This window comes from Stappia indica (assembly GCF_009789575.1).
GTDB lineage: Bacteria > Pseudomonadota > Alphaproteobacteria > Rhizobiales > Stappiaceae > Stappia > Stappia indica_A.
The window spans coordinates 603,157-618,838 of sequence record NZ_CP046908.1 but is presented as its reverse complement, the minus strand read 5'-3'; the positions used below and the strand labels follow the sequence as shown (position 1 = coordinate 618,838).

The following is a 15,682-nucleotide window of genomic DNA, read 5'->3' as shown; positions in this document are numbered from 1 at the left end:
CGTGGAGCCTTTGCTTCACGCGCGGCTTTTTCAGGAAATCTGCGCGATCATCCGTTCCAGCCGCTCCATGGCGAGGACCCCGGCCTCGATGCCCGGCGCGTTCGCCGGCTCGCCGCGCAGCGCCCGTGCCGTGTCGGCCAGAAGGGCAGCATAGCCCTTGTGGTCCTCGTTGGCGGCGGCGGTGAAGTTGGGCGTCCAGGAAAGCGTGTCGCAGGCCGGATCGAGGGTTGCGGCCGGGTCGTCCGCCTTGAACGGCGGGTCGCGGTAGAGCCGCACATTGATGATGTTGTCGATCTCCAGCCGCGCATGGTCGCCCATGATGCGAATTTCTTCCATGGGCGTGCCGCGCGACTGCACTGTGCCCATCACCACATTGCCGATCGTGCCGCCCCTGGTGGTGAAGTTGACATGCAGCAGCAGCTTGCCCGGAGCCGGGCTGACTGATCGCACCAGCATGTCGCCGAAATCCTCGCCGGCGAACCAGGGGATGAGGTCCATGTAGTGGACGCAGTGATGCAGGAAGAAGCCCGTATAGTCCGGCTCGCCGGCGAAATAGGTCGGTGCGGTCATGTAGCTGCCGGTGATGCCGAGCACCGTGCCGAAGCTGCCCCCGTCCAGCACGTTGCGGGCGATCCTGTTGCCGGTCGAATAGCGCTTCATGAAGCCGACGATGACCGGCTTGCCGGCCCGTTGCGAGGCCGCCGCCACCTCGCGCGCCCCGGCCGCATCGGCTGCCGGCGGTTTTTCCATGAAGACCGGCAGGCCTTTCTCCAGCGCCGCGATGGAGGCGAGCCGGTGCAGCTCCGGCCCGACGGCCATGCCGATGGCGTCCAGCCCGGGCTCTGCGATCAGGTCGCGGTAGTCGCTGTGCAGCGCGGCGACGCCGTAGTTCGCCGCCGCCTCGCCGAGGGCGGCCGCATCGCGGTCGCACAGGGCGGCGATGCGAAAGCCGTTGCGGCCCAACTGCGGCAGCAGCATCTGCCGTGCGTGGCGGCCGCAGCCGATCCAGCCGATATTGATCATTGGTCGACCTCCGCCAGCGCCAGCGCGTTGCGGATGACGCCGAGGCCCGCCATCAGCTTCTCGCTCTCGTCCTCGCGCGGGGCGCGCCAATGGGCGATGGGCAGGGCGACCCGGTCGTCGGCGCGGCGGAAGGGCTCCAGCGAGATCGGCCCCGCGTAGCCGACCTGGTGCAGGGCGCGCATCGCTGCCGGCCAGTCGATATGGCCGGTGCCGGGGTGGCCGCGATGGTTCTCGTTGGCTTGGAAATGGACGATGCGATTGCCGGCGGCGCGGATCGCGTCGGGGATCGAACGGTCCTCCATGTTCATGTGGAACGTGTCGAGCATCAGGCCGAGGCCGGCATCGCCGACCGCATCCACCACCTCGATCGCCTGCCGTGTCGTCGAGATCACGTCGGTCTCGAACCGGTTCAGCGCCTCCAGCGCCAGCACCTTGCCGGCGGAGCGGGCAACGGCCGCTGCCTGCTTCAGCCCGTCGACGGTGCGCTCGGCGCGGGCCGCGATGTCGGCATCGCTGCGCGGCACGGGCGGGCGGCCGGCAAAGACCATCGGCTCGCCGTAGAGCGGGCCGCCGATCATCCGGGCGCCGAGCCCGTCCGCGACCTCGACGCAGCGCTTGAGGTAGTCGAGCCCGCCCTGGCGGTTGGCGGGATCGTCCGAGGCGATGGAACGGGTCGGCGAGACGCGTGCCGCCAGCACCAGGAAGAGGCCGGCGTCCTCGGCGGCGCGGCGCGTCTCGGCAAGGTCGAGCCCGTCCTCGGGCTCGGGCACCAGCAGCTCGACGAAGTCGAAGCCGAGCTTCGCCGCCCTTGCGAAATGATGCAGGTCGGCGCCCGTGAAGGGGCGGGCGAACTGCATGGAAATGATGCCAATCGGGTTCTTCAAGGGGAGGGTCCTTTCGAGGCTCAGCCCTTCACCGCGCCCTGGGTGAGGCCGGAGATGAGGCGTTTCTGGACGAGCAGGAAGAGAACGGTCGCGGGCATGGCGCCGATGATGCCGCCGGCGGTGAGCAGGCCCCACTGGACCTCGTATTCGCCGATCAGGGTCTGCACTGCCACGGTGATGGTGCGCACGTTGCGGCCGCCGAGGGTCAGCGCGTAGAGGTACTCGTTCCAGGCGGTGATGAAGATATAAATGCCGGTCGCGACGATGCCCGGCGCGCAGAGCGGCAGGATCACCCGGCGCAGGGCGCCGAGCCGCGTGCAGCCGTCGGTCATCGCCGCCTCGTCGAGCGAGCGCGGAATGCCGTTCATGTAGCTCACCATCATCCAGACCGAGAAGGGGATGGCGATGGTCGAGTTGGCGATGATCAGCGCTGCGTGGGTGTCGAGCAGGCCGAGCACGCGCATCAGCACGAAGAGCGGCAGGATCAGCAGCACGAGCGGGAACATGTTGATGAGCAGGAACTGCATCATCAACAGGCGCTTGGCCCGGAACTCGAAGCGCGAGAACGAGTAGGCGGCGGTGATCGACAGGGAGAGGCCGACGACCACCGTGCCGCCCGCCACGATCAGGCTGTCGAGCAGGTTGCGGCCGAAACCGACGGTGCGGAACAGGCGGGCATAGTTTTCGAACGTGGCGCCGAGGATCGACGGACCTTCCGTGAAAAGCCTGGCCTCCGGCGTCACCGAGGTCAGGAACATCCAGGCATAAGGTCCGAGCGTGAAGGCGAGGATCGCCAGCATCGGCAGGTCGACGGTCAGGATCCGCCGCCACAGGGGGAGCTTGCGCAGTCTCATCGGCTCACCGCCTTTCCGGTGCGGCGCAGGTAGACGAGCACGACCACCATCAGCAGCAGGGTGAACAGGACGGCCAGCGCGGAGCCGTAGCCGAAGTCGAGATTGGTGCGAGACTTGACGAAGGCGTAGAGCGGCAGGGTGTAGGTGCTGTAGCCCGGGCCGCCGCCGGTCATGACGAAGATGACGTCGAAGGAATTGGCGACCCAGATCATCCGCAGGAGGATTGCCGTCACCAGCACGCCGGAGATGCCGGGCAGCGTGATATGCCAGAACTGACGAAAGGCGCTGGCCCCGTCGATAGCTGCCGCCTCGTAATAACTGCGGGGGATCGACTGCAGGCCGGCCAGGATCATGACCGCGAAGAACGGAAAGCCCTGCCAGGTCAGCGTCAGGATGATGGCACCCAGCGCAGTGTCGGGCCGGGCGAGCCAGGGCACGGCCTGCTCGATCAGCCCGAGGCGCAGCAGGAAGTCGTTCATCAAGCCGTAGTTGCTGTCGTAGATCCACACCCACATCAGGGCGATGACGACCGACGGCAGGGCCCAGGGGATGATGATCAGCGCGCGGGCGAGCGGACGCCAGGGAAAGTCCTGGTTCAGCAGCAGGGCGGTGGCGAGGCCGAGCAGGACCTGCGCCGGGATCGTGATGCCGATCCAGATCGCGGTGTGCTGCAGGGATATCCAGAACACCTCGTCGGCCAGCGCCTTGCGGAAATTGTCGAGCCCGACGAACTCGAAATGGTTCGGCCGGAACAGCACGTAGTCGTGCAGGCTCATCCAGGCGGTCTGCACCATCGGAAAGAAGACGATGGCCAGCGTCACCAGCACCGCCGGGGACAACATGGCGTAAGGGAGCACGCGCCGGCCGAGCGGGCGCCCGATCGGCCCGGCATCGGGAACGGTTGTATCGGTCATGGTCTGGCCGTCGGCTGGATCAGCGGGAGCGGCCGAACCCGGCCGAATGCCCTGAAAAACTGATCGGTTCCAGAATGCCGGAGCCGGTGCCCGCACCCGTTCGGGCGCCGGCGGCTCCAGGCGCGACGGACGGCGGCGGCCTGCGCCCCGCCCGTCGCTGTCAGGGGATAGTCGCCTTTACTGCGCGTAGAGCTCGGCGATCTTCTCGTTCATTTCCTTGGCCGTGATCTCGCCGGTGAGCGCGCGCTGCATGTTGACCGGCCAGGCGGTGTTCACGAAGTCGGAGGTCTGCGAGACGTTCGGCAGCAGGTGGGCATAGGGAAGGGAGTCCACCGTCGCCTTGACGAAGCGCTGCGGATGCAGCGACCAGCTTGCGGCATCCGACTTGACCACCGGCAGCTGGCCGGTCGCTTCGTTGAACCTGGCGTTGTTGACCGGCGAGGAGAGGAAGGAGATCCACTTCCAGGCCGCATCCTTGTCGGAGGCCGAGGAGAGGACCGCGGTGCTCTCGTCGCCGAAGGAGGTCCAGCGGCCGCCGCCGCATTCGGGCACCGGCGCGGCAGAGACCTTGTCGCCCAGAACCTCGACGATGCCGTTGGCCGAGCCGATGTGGTGGATCGTCATCGCCGTCTTGCCGGCCTTGAAGGCACCGAGGATTTCCTGAAAGCCGTCATTGGGCGCGGAAGGCGGGAAGACGCCGTCCTGGCGGAAGAGGTCGACCACATACTGGGTGCCGGCAATCCCCGCCTCGGAGGTCAGGCCCTCCTCGAGGCTGACGCCCTCGTGGGAGAGGGTAAAGCTCGCCCAGTGGTCGTGGCCGCCCTTGCCGCCCCGGAAGCCGAAGCCGTAGACGTCCGGCGAGCCGTCGCCATTGGTGTCGCGGGTCAAGGCCTTGGCGACATTTCGGAATTCGTCGCAGGTCGCCGGCACCTTGAGGCCGAGCTCGTCCAGCATGTCCTGGCGATAGTAGAGGTAGAGCACGACATACTGGACGGGGAGATAGTAGGTCTCGCCGTCGGCCGCCTTGGTGAGGTTCAGCAGGTTGTCCTCAAGCCCCGCCTTGCCGTCCCAGGCATCGATGCGCGCGCCGATCGGCTCCAGCGCGCCCATCTCGACGAGGCGCGGCTGGGCGAACATCTTGACCATCGCCGCGTCCGGGGCGTTGCCGCCGATGATCGCGGTGTAGAGATTGTCGTAGTAGCTGTTCCAGGGAATGTTCTCGGCTTCGACCGTGATGCCCGGATTCTGCTTCTCGAACTCGGCGACGAGCTCGTCCATCGGATTGTCGGCATTGTCGAAATGGTACCAGAAGCGCACCGTGCTGTCGGCATGGGCAAGGCTGGCCATCAGCGTCAGCGCGCTGGCGGCTACAGTGAATTTCCTGAACATTTTCATTGCCTTGGTTCCTCCCTGGATTATCAGGCCGCTCCTCAGTCGGCCCGTTTCCTGAAGACGGCGCCGGCCCTTTGGAAGGCGTCGCGCGCCTCCGGCAGGGCCAGTCCCATCTGCATGAAGCCGTGGACGACGCCCTCGAACAGGTCGAAAGGGTCGTTTCGGCCGAGCGCGCGAAGGCGGGCGGCCAAAAGTTCGGTGTCGCTGCACAGCGGGTCGAGCCCGGCGGCGTTGAGATAGAGCGGGGGCAGGGCGGCGAGCGCCGCATCGCTGGCCGCCAACGGGGATACGGCCGGTCTTTCGCGCAGTTCGCGGGCCGCATACCAGTTCCAGTAGCGCTGCATCTTCGCCCGGGTGAGGCCCGGTCCGTCCGCGTATAACTCATAGGACGGGGTCGAGAAGTCGGCGCCATAGACGCCGTAGAAGAGCAGCGCCTGGGCGGGCAGGGCGCCGCCCTCGTCGATCAGTCGCAGCATCGCCGCCAGAGCCAGGTTGGCGCCCGCGCTGTCGCCGGCCATCGACCAGCGAAGGTCCGTGTCGCGCGCAGCCCAGGCCGCCAGCACGTCTTCCAGCCCATGGGGATAAGGATGCTCGGGGGCGAGGCGGTACTCGACCGTGAGCACGCGCGCGCCGGTCGCATTGGCGATGCGCCGGGCGGCGCCCTCGTGGGTCGCGGCGGAACAAAAGGCCCAGCCGCCGCCATGGACATGCAGGATCGCGTCGCGTCCCGTATCGCCCTCCGGCACGACGAGGCGCGCCGGCAGTCCGGCATGCATCAGGGTGCGGCTTTCGGCGACCGGCGGCAGGTCCTCGTTCCAGCGGATATTGGTGAGCGCGGCAAGCGCCCGTCCGGCCTGCGGCTCCAGCATCGTGGGGTCGGCAAGGCCGCGATCTTCCTGCGCGAGACGGTCGAGCACGGCGCGCATGGCGGGGCTGGGCTGGCGGCGCGGGGTCATACTCCGGCGTCCTCGGTGAGATCGGGGCCGAAGTCGACGATGGTGGAGATGTGGTGGCCGAGCACGGTGCGCAGGCGCTCCAGATCGTCGTTCTTGAGTGCGTCGATGATGGGGACATGCCGCTCGGCTGTCTCTTCAAGTGCCCGGTTCGGCTGGGAATTCATGATCTTGTAGCGGTGATTGTGGATGAGGCAGCGGGTCAGGATCGGCACCACCAAGGGCAGGTCGGCGGCTGCGAACAAGGTGGTGTGGAAGGCGCGGTCGTGCACCGAAAGCCGGTACTCGTCGCCGTCGCGGGCGGCATTGCGCATGGCGTTCAGCTCGTCGTGGAGCTGGCCGACGAGACCGCGGCCGGCGTTGCGCAGCACCTGCTCGAGATAGGTGCATTCCACCTCGCGGCGGATGTTGATAAGCGCGCGGGCGTCGGCGGTCCGGCAGGGGGCGACCAGCGTGCCGCGATGGGGCAGGCGCTTGACCAGCCCTTCCTCCGACAGCTGCATCAAGGCCTCGCGCACCGTGCTCTGGCTGCACTGGAAGCGCTGGGCCAGTTCCATCTCGGTCAGGGAGGAGTCCGGCGGCAGCTCGCCGAGGACGATTTCCTTCTGCAGGGCAACGAAGACGGCATGGCTGCGCCGGCTCGACTGCCGGGGGACAAGATCCATCACGGATGCGGTCGAGAAGCTCTCAACGGCCATCGGACACCTGCTCCCTGCTCGTCGCCGAACGCCGTCGGCGGCCCCTTTCGCGCCGGCCCCGCCAGCCTGTCCGGTCGGGGTTGCGCTTCATTATCGATATCGATAACATCCAAATTATCGATAACGCAAGCCCTGCGAAAACGGGCGATCAAGGGAGAGGGCCATGGCGGATATCCGGTTGGAGGGGATCGTCAAGGATTACGGCTCGGTGCGGGCGATCCATGGCGTCAGCCTGAACATCCAGGACGGGGAATTCGTCGCGTTCGTCGGGCCGTCGGGATGCGGCAAGTCGACGATGCTGCGGATGATCGCTGGGCTGGAGGAGATTTCGGGCGGCGTCCTGAAGATCGGCGAGCGGGTCGTCAACGACGTGGAGCCGCGCGATCGGGACGTGGCCATGGTGTTCCAGGACTACGCGCTATACCCGCATATGAGCGTTGCCGAGAATATCGGATTCGGCTTGAAAATGAGGGGCTTGAAGGCTTCCGAGATCGAACCGAAGGTGCGCGAGGCGGCACGTATCCTCCAGATCGAGGCCTATCTCGACCGCAAGCCGGGCCAGCTTTCGGGCGGTCAGCGCCAGCGCGTGGCCATGGGCAGGGCCATCGTGAGGAAGCCGGCGGTGTTCCTGTTCGACGAGCCGCTGTCGAACCTCGACGCCAAGCTCCGCGTCGAAATGCGTACGCAAATCAAGCGCTTGCACGCGATGCTGAAGACCACGACGGTCTATGTCACCCATGACCAGACGGAAGCGATGACGCTGGCCGACCGGGTGGTGGTGCTGCGCGGGGGTAAAATCGTCCAGCAGGGCCACCCGATCGAGCTCTACAGCCGGCCGAACTGCCGCTTCGTCGGCGAGTTCATCGGCTCGCCGCAGATGAACGTGTTCAGCGGAAACATAGACAGATCAGGCGGTTCGCCGGTGCTGCGGGTGGGCGATGCGGCCCTGCGGCTGGGCGAGGTGGCGGCCGCCGACGGGGCGCGGATCGATGTCGGCATCCGCCCCGAACACCTGGCCTTTGCCGGGGACAAGGGCGGCGCCATCGCGCCGGTGGTGGAGGTTTTCGAGCCTCTCGGCTCCGACACGATGGCGATCTGCCGGCTCGGCGGCCAGGAACTGACGGCCCGGCTGGCGCCGACCGTGGCGCTGCGTCCGAACGAGAGGATAAGTCTCGATTACGCGCTTGCGGACCTGCATTACTTCGACGGCGAAAATGGCGCCCGGATCGAGGCTCTCTGAGCGTTTTCTCTTGGTATGACAAGGGCTTGCAGGCGATATCGAGATTGAGACGGATTTTGCAAAATTCCGTCTCGAAATCGCGTTTTTTTGGAGTCGGGCGTCGCAAGATGCCCAAAATCACCAAAAGGCCGGCCGGAGGCTCCTCCGGGCCGGCCTTTTTCCGTTTATCCCCGCATCCTACTGCGAGGCGGTCTCCACCTGCATCGCCGCCGACCAGTCGGCGAGGAAGGCCTCCTTCTTCAACCGGTCGAGATAGGTGAGCAGGCCGGTGCCGAGCCGGATGGGCAGCAGCGAGCGCCCTTCGGTGCCCGGAACGCCGCTGTGACCGGAGGCGATGGTCGCCTCGGGCAGGAGGGGGATAAGTTCCGGCGAGGTGGCAATGGCCGCCTGGCCCTCCGGCGACAGCAGAAAATTGACGAAGGAAACGGCGGCCCGCTTGTTCGGCGCGGTTTCGGGGATAAAGGCGGTGCGGCTCATCACCAGCGTGTAGTCGTCGAGCAGGTAGTAGCCGATGCGTTCGTCCTGGCGGACCACGCCGAGCGTGTAGGAGCCGATCATGTTGTAGCCGTAGACCAGCTCGCCGCTGGCGACCCGGTCGAGCACTTCGCGGGTGCAGCAGAAGGTACGGGCGCGGGCGCGGCCGAAGGATTCGGCGACGCGCGAGAACTGGTAGCCGCGCTGGGCGTCCTGGGTGGCGAAGAGGTAGCCGACGCCGGACAGGTGAATGTCGTAGGTGCCGACCCGGCCGCGGAAGAAATCGGGATCGTCGCGGATCATGCCGGCGAGCTCGGACCGCGTCTGCGGCAGCGGCCGGTCGGCGAAGGCCGCCTTGTTGTAGACCATCACCACCGGCTCCCAGGTGAAGCCGTAGAGCTCGCCGCGCCAGCGCGCCCATTCGGGCAGGGCATCGGCATTGGGCGGGCGGAAGGCGTAGGCATCGCCGCTGTTCACCAGCTTCGCCTGCAGGTCCATCGAGGAGCTGATGACCACGTCGACCAGATGGCTGTGCGAGGCGATGGCCTCGTAGAGCTCGGAGGTGTTGTATTCGACATACTCGACCTTGACCGCCGGGTGGGTCGCCTCGAAGCGGGCGATCACCGCCGTCATGGCCGAGGTGTCGGTGGCGCTGTAGATGGTGAGTCGCGTCTCGGCCCGGGCGGGGCCGATGCCGGTCAGAGCCAGCGGCAGGACCAGCGCTGCCGCGCCGAGCACGGCGGCAAGGGGCCGGCGCAGGGCGCCAGGGCGTCTCATGGCAAGGGTCGCAAGCGTCATGCCCGTCGTCCTCCCGATTTCGTTTCTGTTCCCCATGGGTGCCGGCGCTGATTTGGTCGCGCCGGTCGCCCTCTTCGATCGTTCAGGCCGGTCCGTCGACCGGCAGGTCCAGTTCGACGCGCAGCCCGCCGAGCCGGCTGTCGCCGAGGGCGAGGCGGCCGCCATGGCTGCGCGCGACCGCGTTGACGATGCTGAGACCGATGCCGGATCCGCCGCCCGCCCGGTTCAGCGAATAGAAACGCTCCAGCACCTTCTCGCGCTCGGCCGCCGGAATGCCGGGGCCGCTGTCGTCGAGCGAGATGCACAGGGCTTCGCGCTCGTCGATGCGCGTGCGCGACAGGCCGATATCGATGCGGATGTCCTTCGGCCCGTGCCGCGCGGCATTGTCGAGCAGGTTGCGCAGGGCCTCGCGCAGCGCCACCGGATCGGCGACGAGCAGGGCGGAGCCGACCGGCAGGTCGTCGTGCAGCACGGCGATGTCGATGCCCTCGGTCTCCGGATGGCGCAGGAACTCCTCGACCGAGGTACGGATCAGCGGCATCAGGTCGATCTTCTCGACCGGCTCGTCGATGCCGCGATGGGTGACCATGGCATGCGACAGCAGCTGGTTGGTGAGGCGGATGGTGCGCGTCGCCTGCTCCGAGGCCCGCTCCAGCCGCTGGCGCATGCGCTCGGGCTCGTCCTGCTCGGCCGCCAGCTGCAGCTGCCCCTGCAGCGCGGCGAGCGAGGTGCGCATCTGGTGGGCGACATCGGCGATGAAGGACTGGGCGTGCTCCTTGCTGGTGACGAGGCGGCCCATGAAATCGTTGATGGCGCCGATCAGCCCCTCCACCTCGCGCGGCGGCTTGGCGTCGAGCGGGGTCATGTCGGAGGGCTCGCGGCCGCGGATGTCGGCCTCGATGCCGGCGAGCGGGGCCATCGCCCGGTTGATGCCGAGGCGCATGAAGACGAGGCCGAGCACGGCGATGGCGACGAGGCCGGCAAGCCCCTTGGAAAAGAGGTCCATCTGCATGGCGTCGCGGGCAAGCCGCGTGTGGCCGAGCTGCAGCATGATCCAGTCCGGGCCGGTCGGCTCGATGATCAGCTTGCCCTGCAGCACGAAGCGGGAGGTCTCGCGGCTGTAGGGCGCATCGAAGAAGCGGGGCTGGTCGCCGGCGCGCACGCCGCCGGGGGGCAGCGGCAGGTCCGGGTCGCCGGTCAGGGTGCGGCCGCTGAGGCGGAAGACGCGGTAGAAGACGCGGTCTTCCTTGGCAAGGCCGACGATCTCCAGCGCGGAGGAGGGAATGTCGACGATCAGCCCGTCGGGCGTCGGCGAGATGCGCTCCAGGATGGCGATGGCCGAGCCGGCGAGCAGCAGGTCGTAGGTCTGGTTGGCGGCGTTGCGCGCATAGGTCCACAGGCCGATGGACAAGACGACGAGGAGCGCCAGGAAGCCCGCCACCATGCCGACCGTGAGCCGGCGGCGCAGCGAGTAGGGCACGGCGCGTGCCTCGGGCAGGGGCGGCGGCAGCGTCATTCGTCGCGGACGCTCGCGATATAGCCAAGGCCGCGGATGGTGCGGATGGAGAAGGCCGCGCCCTCCAGCTTGCGCCGCAGCCGCGTCATGATCTGCTCGACGGCGTTCAGCGTCGGCACTTCCTCGAAGGTGTAGAGCTTGTCGGCGACCTCCTCCTTGGACAGGACGCGGCCGATATTGCCGATCATCACCTCCAACAGCTGCACCTCGCGCTGGCGCAGGTCGACGTCCTGGCCGTCGACGGTGGCGCGCTTGGCGGCGCGGTCGAAGGTGAAGTTGCCGGCGATGAACAGGTTGCTGGATTCGCCGGCGCGGCGGCGGGCCAGCGCCCGGCAGCGGGCGGCCAGCTCGCGCAGGTCGAACGGCTTGACGATGTAGTCGTCGGCCCCGGCATCCAGCCCGACGACGCGGTCGTCGATCTCGGAGCGGGCGGTGAGCAGCATGACGGGCGTGTGGTTGCCGCTGAGGCGGAGCTGGCGGAGGATCTCGAAGCCGTTGCGGCCCGGCAGGTTCACGTCCAGCAGGATGAGGTCGAAGGTCTTGTAGCGCAGCAGCTCGCTCGCCTGCTCGCCGTCGGCCTCCCGGTCGATGGCATGACCTTCCCCGCGGAAGCGATCGATGATCGCCTCTGCAAGTTCGTCATTGTCCTCCACAAGCACGATCCGCATGTCACTTGATTAGTGCAAGCCGTGAGCGGCGGGAAGAAAAACCGCTGCCGCAGGGTTCCCTGTCAGCGTCGCGTCAGCGACGGGTCAAGCTCCGGTCAGCCACGCGGCCTAGTGTCGTGCGATCCATGGACGGTGCCGCCGCTGCGGCCCGATCCGTGCGACAACCGGGAGGACTACATGAAACTCTTCAAGACCGCGGCCGCGGCGCTGATCGCCGCCGGCCTCGCCACCCCTGTATTCGCCGCCGACATCACCAAGCCCGAGTGCATCGCGCCGGCGCAGCCGGGCGGCGGCTTCGACCTGACCTGCCGCGTCGCCCAGACCGGTCTGCAGGGCCAGTTCGACACGCCGATGCAGGTCAGCTTCATGCCGGGCGGCATCGGCGCCGTGGCGATCAACCTGTTCAACACCACCCGCACCGACGACCCGAACGCCATCGTCGCCTTCTCGTCCGGCTCGCTGCTCAACATCGCCACCGGCAAGTACGGCCAGTGGACCGAGAACGACGTGCGCTTCCTGGCCACCGCTGGCGCCGACTTCGGCGCGGTCGTGGTGCGCGCCGACAGCCCGTACGAGAAGCTGTCCGACCTGATGGACGCGGTGAAGGCCGACGTCTCGTCCGTCGTCTTCGGCGCCGGCGGCTCGGTCGGTTCGCAGGACTGGATGAAGGGCGCGCTGCTGCTGCGCGCCATCGAGCAGGATCCGAAGAAGATGCGCTACGTCGCCTTCGACGGCGGCGGCGAGTCCATCGCGGCGCTGCTCGGCGGCAGCATCCAGGTCTACATGGGCGACGTCGGCGAGATGGTCTCCCATATGGGCACCGGCAAGCTGCGCATCCTGGCCGTGATGTCCGACAAGCGCCTCGACGCGCCCTTCGCCGACATCCCGACCGTCAAGGAGCTGGGCTACGACGCCGAGTGGACCATCCTGCGCGGCTACTACATGGGCAAGAACGTCTCGGACGAGGCGTACAACGCCTGGGTCGAGAAGTTCCAGGCGGCTTTCGCCACCGAGGAGTTCGCCAAGCTGCAGAAGGAAAAGGGCCTGATGCCGCTGAACCTCGCCGGCGCGGAACTCGACGAGTCGATCAAGCAGCGCATCGCGCGCCTGCGCGAGATCGCCCGCGAAGCCGGCCTGATCCAGTAACGCGACAAGGCCGCAAGGCCAGGCAAACCGGAAGCAGGGGCCGACGGCACGAGGCGTGCCGCCGGCCCCATCCCGAAAGGGACAGTAGCAACCGGGACAATGCCACCGGGCTTGGGCCCGGAAAGGGAGGACGTCATGGCAGACCGCGTCTTTGCGGGCGCGATTCTCGTGATCGCGCTGCTCTATACCTACATCGCCTTCACAGTCATCAAGGCGCCGTTCCAGTACGACCCGCTGGGCCCGGAAAGCTGGCCCAAGCTGCTCGGCATCGTCGCCAGCCTTTGCGCGATCTACCTGATTGCGCGGCCGGATGTCGAAAGGCTCAAGGCCGATCTCGGCACGCTGGGCCGTCTGGCGCTGGTCGTCGTCATGCTGCTGGCCTACGGACGCCTGTTCGAGCCGCTCGGCTTCCTGGTGTCGACCTGGGTCTTCTGCACCGCATTCGGCATCATGCTCGGCGCAGCCCCGCTCAAGGCCTTCGCCTTCGGCGCGGTCACCGGCACGGTCGGCTATTTCGCCTGCACCCGCCTGCTGGAGCTGAACCTGCCCGCCGGCCTGCTCAACCACATTCTGTGAGGCTCCCATGGACGCTGTAATTTCCGGGCTGTCTGCGGGCTTTGCCGTAGCCTTGCAGCCCTTCAATCTTTCGCTCGTTCTCATCGGCTGCTTCGCCGGCACCCTGATCGGCGCGCTGCCGGGCATCGGCCCGATCAACGGCGTGGCGATCCTGCTGCCCATCGCCTACGGCCTCGGCCTGCCGCCGGAGTCTGCGCTGATCCTGCTCGCCGGCATCTATTACGGCGCCGAATACGGCGGGCGCATTTCCTCGATCCTGCTCAACGTGCCGGGCGATGCCGGCGCGGTGATGACGACGCTGGACGGCAATCCGCTGGCCAAGCGCGGCGAAGCGGGACGGGCGCTGTCGCTGTCGGCGGTCGCCTCGTTCTTCGGCGGCACCTTCGCGGTGGTGCTGATGTCCCTGAGCGGCCCGGCGCTGGCCTCCTATGCGGTGACCTTCTCGCCGTCCGACTACGTGGCGCTGATGGTCTTCGCCTTCGCGAGCCTTGCCTCGCTGGTCGGCAGCAACTCGGTCAAGACGCTGCTCGCCGCCGTGATGGGCCTGATGCTCGCCTCGATCGGCATCGACGCCAACACGGGCGTTGCCCGCTACACGTTCGGCATTCCCGACATTCTCGCCGGCATCGACTTCCTGGTCGTCGTCATCGGCCTGTTCGGCATGGCCGAGCTGTTGCACCTCGTGGAACAGCAGGTCACGGGCAAGCTGAAGCCGCTGGCGCTGGACAAGAGCTTCGTCTCGATGAAGGACCTTGCCTTCACCAAGTGGACGATCCTGCGCGGCTCGGTGATCGGCTTCTTCATCGGCATCCTGCCGGGCACCGGCGCCTCGGTCGCCTCCGCCGTCGCCTATGGCACGGAAAAGCGCGTGGCGCCGAATTCGGAGAACTTCGGCAAGGGCGACCTTCGCGGTCTCGCAGCGCCGGAATCGGCCAACAACGCGGCCGCGGGCGGCGCCATGGTGCCGATGCTCACCCTCGGCATCCCCGGCTCGGGCACGACGGCGATCCTGCTGGGCGCGCTGCTGCTGTTCAACGTGACGCCGGGTCCGCTGATGTTCGAACAGCGGCCGGAAATCGCCTGGGGCCTGATCGCGTCGATGTATATCGGCAACGTCGCGCTGCTGGTCATCAACCTGCCGCTGGTCGGGCTGTTCGCCCGCCTGCTGACCATCCCGCAGCAGTACCTGACGCCGCTGATCGCGGTGCTGGCCTTCATCGGCGTCTACTCGGTCGTCAGCAACCCGCACGATCTCTACATGATCACGCTGCTCGGCGTGTTCGGCTGGATCCTGCGCAAGCTCGACTTCTCGCTGGCCCCGGTGATCCTCGGCTTCGTGCTGGGCGGGCTTTTCGAGGACAACCTGCGCCGTGCCCTGTCGATCTCGGGCGGCGACTGGTCGATCCTCGTCAACTCCGGCAATGCCATCATGCTCTACGTGCTGGCGGCCGTCGTGGTGGTCGTGCCGATCTGGCTCGGCCGTCGCAAGAAGAAGGTCGTCGAGGCATGACGGGCGCGCGGTGGCGCAGCCTTGCCGTCGCCCTTTCGGCCGGGCTTGCCGGAGCGGGAGCGGCGACGCTGGCAGGACTGCCCGCCGCCGCGCTGATCGGCAGCACCGTTGCGGTGACGCTCGCCGCACTCTCGGGCCTTGCGCCCGCCGTGCCGGGCCTGCTGCGCAACTGCGCCTTCCTGGTGATCGGCGTGACCCTGGGGGCCGGGGTCACGCCGCATTTTCTCTCCGACATCGCCAAGTGGCCGGTGAGCCTTGCCATGCTGGCGGCGACCATCGCCGCGGTGATGGTGGTGTCGGGCACGATCCTGCAGCGCGGCTACGGGCTCGATGCGGCGACCGCGCGGCTCGCCACCTCGCCCGGCGCGCTGAGCTACTGCCTGTCGCTGGCCGCCTCCGGCGTCGGCGACCTGCGCGCCGTCATGGTGCTGCAGAGCCTGCGGCTGCTGGTGATCACGGTGCTGCTGCCGCCGGTGATCGCGCTGCTCGACAGCGCCCCTAGCGGGGCGGTGCTGACGACGATGGGCGAGATCGGCTACGGCGCGGCGGTGGTGATCCTGATCGCCGGGTTCGCGGCCGGGCTTGCCGGCGACCGGATCGGCGTGCCGGCGGCCTATCTGCTGGCCGGCCTGATATTGAGCGCTGCGACCCATGCGGCCGGCCTCGTCGAGGGACGGCTGCCGCTGCCGCTGACCTTCCTCGGCTTCACGGTGACGGGCGCGGTGATCGGCGCAAGGTTCAGCGGGTTGACGGGCAAGGAATTGCGGCGGCTCGGCGTTGCCGGCCTTGCCGCTGCCAGCGTGGCGCTGGCGATCTCCGCGGCGGCGAGCTGGCTCACCGCCGCGATGACCGGGCTGCCGTTCGGGCAGGTGTGGGTCGCCTTCGCGCCGGGCGGCGTGGAGGCGATGTCGTCGATGGCGCTGGCGCTCGGCTACGACCCGGTCTACGTCGCAACGCATCACGTCTTCCGCATCCTGGCGCTGTTCGCCGCGATGCCGTTCCTCGTCGGCCGCCGCAAGGGCGGGTAGGGGCGGGC

At 67.8% G+C, this 15,682-nt stretch carries 15 protein-coding genes; 5 read left to right on the top strand and 10 right to left on the bottom strand.

Features of this window, described 5'->3' with window-relative positions; genetic code table 11:
- Positions 1-30: 30 nt before the first annotated feature.
- The 7 genes from GH266_RS02850 to GH266_RS02820 all read right to left on the bottom strand — a co-directional run bounded on the left by GH266_RS02850 (position 31) and on the right by GH266_RS02820 (position 6,718).
- Positions 31-1,023, bottom strand: a complete 993-nt coding sequence (locus GH266_RS02850) for a Gfo/Idh/MocA family protein (RefSeq protein ID WP_158192547.1) — start codon at positions 1,021-1,023, stop codon at positions 31-33.
- Positions 1,020-1,907, bottom strand: a complete 888-nt coding sequence (locus GH266_RS02845) for a sugar phosphate isomerase/epimerase family protein (RefSeq protein WP_158192546.1) — start codon at positions 1,905-1,907, stop codon at positions 1,020-1,022. Before GH266_RS02845 ends, GH266_RS02850 begins: the two co-directional genes overlap by 4 nt.
- A 20-nt stretch (positions 1,908-1,927) precedes the next feature.
- Positions 1,928-2,761, bottom strand: a complete 834-nt coding sequence (locus GH266_RS02840) for a carbohydrate ABC transporter permease (RefSeq protein ID WP_158192545.1) — start codon at positions 2,759-2,761, stop codon at positions 1,928-1,930.
- Positions 2,758-3,675, bottom strand: coding sequence for a carbohydrate ABC transporter permease (locus GH266_RS02835; protein WP_158192544.1), 918 nt, complete (start codon positions 3,673-3,675; stop codon positions 2,758-2,760). The genes GH266_RS02840 and GH266_RS02835 overlap by 4 nt, the downstream gene beginning before the upstream one ends.
- Before the next feature lie 177 nt (positions 3,676-3,852).
- Positions 3,853-5,070 (bottom strand): ABC transporter substrate-binding protein, encoded by a 1,218-nt coding sequence (locus GH266_RS02830; RefSeq protein WP_158192543.1) that lies wholly within the window; start codon positions 5,068-5,070, stop codon positions 3,853-3,855.
- 35 nt (positions 5,071-5,105) lie between these two features.
- Positions 5,106-6,023, bottom strand: a complete 918-nt coding sequence (locus GH266_RS02825) for an alpha/beta hydrolase (protein ID WP_158192542.1) — start codon at positions 6,021-6,023, stop codon at positions 5,106-5,108.
- Positions 6,020-6,718, bottom strand: a complete 699-nt coding sequence (locus tag GH266_RS02820; protein ID WP_158192541.1) for a GntR family transcriptional regulator — start codon at positions 6,716-6,718, stop codon at positions 6,020-6,022. Before GH266_RS02820 ends, GH266_RS02825 begins: the two co-directional genes overlap by 4 nt.
- Before the next feature lie 163 nt (positions 6,719-6,881).
- Here GH266_RS02820 and GH266_RS02815 point away from each other — a divergent pair, with 163 nt between their 5' ends.
- On the top strand, positions 6,882-7,958 hold the full coding sequence (locus GH266_RS02815) for an ABC transporter ATP-binding protein (protein ID WP_158192540.1): 1,077 nt from the start codon (positions 6,882-6,884) through the stop codon (positions 7,956-7,958).
- Between the two features lie 177 nt (positions 7,959-8,135).
- On the opposite strand, the gene GH266_RS02810 is transcribed toward GH266_RS02815, so the two are convergent.
- From GH266_RS02810 to GH266_RS02800, 3 genes are all read right to left on the bottom strand, one after another.
- Positions 8,136-9,230, bottom strand: coding sequence for an ABC transporter substrate-binding protein (locus GH266_RS02810; RefSeq protein WP_158192539.1), 1,095 nt, complete (start codon positions 9,228-9,230; stop codon positions 8,136-8,138).
- An 82-nt stretch (positions 9,231-9,312) separates the two neighbouring features.
- Complete coding sequence (locus tag GH266_RS02805; protein ID WP_158192538.1) at positions 9,313-10,746, bottom strand: sensor histidine kinase; 1,434 nt, start codon at positions 10,744-10,746, stop codon at positions 9,313-9,315.
- Positions 10,743-11,414: a response regulator transcription factor gene (locus GH266_RS02800; RefSeq protein ID WP_158192537.1), complete on the bottom strand. Its 672-nt coding sequence runs from the start codon at positions 11,412-11,414 to the stop codon at positions 10,743-10,745. Before GH266_RS02800 ends, GH266_RS02805 begins: the two co-directional genes overlap by 4 nt.
- A gap of 177 nt (positions 11,415-11,591) precedes the next feature.
- Here GH266_RS02800 and GH266_RS02795 point away from each other — a divergent pair, with 177 nt between their 5' ends.
- From GH266_RS02795 to GH266_RS02780, 4 genes are all read left to right on the top strand, one after another.
- Entirely contained in the window at positions 11,592-12,560 is a 969-nt protein-coding gene (locus tag GH266_RS02795; RefSeq protein WP_158192536.1) for a tripartite tricarboxylate transporter substrate binding protein, read from the top strand.
- 135 nt (positions 12,561-12,695) lie between these two features.
- Positions 12,696-13,136, top strand: a complete 441-nt coding sequence (locus tag GH266_RS02790) for a tripartite tricarboxylate transporter TctB family protein (RefSeq protein ID WP_158192535.1) — start codon at positions 12,696-12,698, stop codon at positions 13,134-13,136.
- A gap of 7 nt (positions 13,137-13,143) precedes the next feature.
- On the top strand, positions 13,144-14,646 hold the full coding sequence (locus GH266_RS02785; protein ID WP_158192534.1) for a tripartite tricarboxylate transporter permease: 1,503 nt from the start codon (positions 13,144-13,146) through the stop codon (positions 14,644-14,646).
- Entirely contained in the window at positions 14,643-15,674 is a 1,032-nt protein-coding gene (locus tag GH266_RS02780) for an AbrB family transcriptional regulator (RefSeq protein WP_158192533.1), read from the top strand. The genes GH266_RS02785 and GH266_RS02780 overlap by 4 nt, the downstream gene beginning before the upstream one ends.
- Positions 15,675-15,682 lie beyond the last annotated feature (8 nt).

What these genes read in the sequence shown, in the direction of transcription:
- GH266_RS02850 (WP_158192547.1), bottom strand. Translation starts at nt 1,023, where the DNA reads ATGATCAATATCGGCTGGATCGGCTGCGGCCGCCACGCACGGCAGATG.
- GH266_RS02840 (WP_158192545.1), bottom strand. Translation starts at nt 2,761, where the DNA reads ATGAGACTGCGCAAGCTCCCCCTGTGGCGGCGGATCCTGACCGTCGAC.
- GH266_RS02835 (WP_158192544.1), bottom strand. Translation starts at nt 3,675, where the DNA reads ATGACCGATACAACCGTTCCCGATGCCGGGCCGATCGGGCGCCCGCTC.
- GH266_RS02830 (WP_158192543.1), bottom strand. Translation starts at nt 5,070, where the DNA reads ATGAAAATGTTCAGGAAATTCACTGTAGCCGCCAGCGCGCTGACGCTG.
- GH266_RS02825 (WP_158192542.1), bottom strand. Translation starts at nt 6,023, where the DNA reads ATGACCCCGCGCCGCCAGCCCAGCCCCGCCATGCGCGCCGTGCTCGAC.
- GH266_RS02820 (WP_158192541.1), bottom strand. Translation starts at nt 6,718, where the DNA reads ATGGCCGTTGAGAGCTTCTCGACCGCATCCGTGATGGATCTTGTCCCC.
- GH266_RS02815 (WP_158192540.1), top strand. Translation starts at nt 6,882, where the DNA reads ATGGCGGATATCCGGTTGGAGGGGATCGTCAAGGATTACGGCTCGGTG.
- GH266_RS02810 (WP_158192539.1), bottom strand. Translation starts at nt 9,230, where the DNA reads ATGACGCTTGCGACCCTTGCCATGAGACGCCCTGGCGCCCTGCGCCGG.
- GH266_RS02805 (WP_158192538.1), bottom strand. Translation starts at nt 10,746, where the DNA reads ATGACGCTGCCGCCGCCCCTGCCCGAGGCACGCGCCGTGCCCTACTCG.
- GH266_RS02800 (WP_158192537.1), bottom strand. Translation starts at nt 11,414, where the DNA reads ATGCGGATCGTGCTTGTGGAGGACAATGACGAACTTGCAGAGGCGATC.
- GH266_RS02795 (WP_158192536.1), top strand. Translation starts at nt 11,592, where the DNA reads ATGAAACTCTTCAAGACCGCGGCCGCGGCGCTGATCGCCGCCGGCCTC.
- GH266_RS02790 (WP_158192535.1), top strand. Translation starts at nt 12,696, where the DNA reads ATGGCAGACCGCGTCTTTGCGGGCGCGATTCTCGTGATCGCGCTGCTC.
- GH266_RS02785 (WP_158192534.1), top strand. Translation starts at nt 13,144, where the DNA reads ATGGACGCTGTAATTTCCGGGCTGTCTGCGGGCTTTGCCGTAGCCTTG.
- GH266_RS02780 (WP_158192533.1), top strand. Translation starts at nt 14,643, where the DNA reads ATGACGGGCGCGCGGTGGCGCAGCCTTGCCGTCGCCCTTTCGGCCGGG.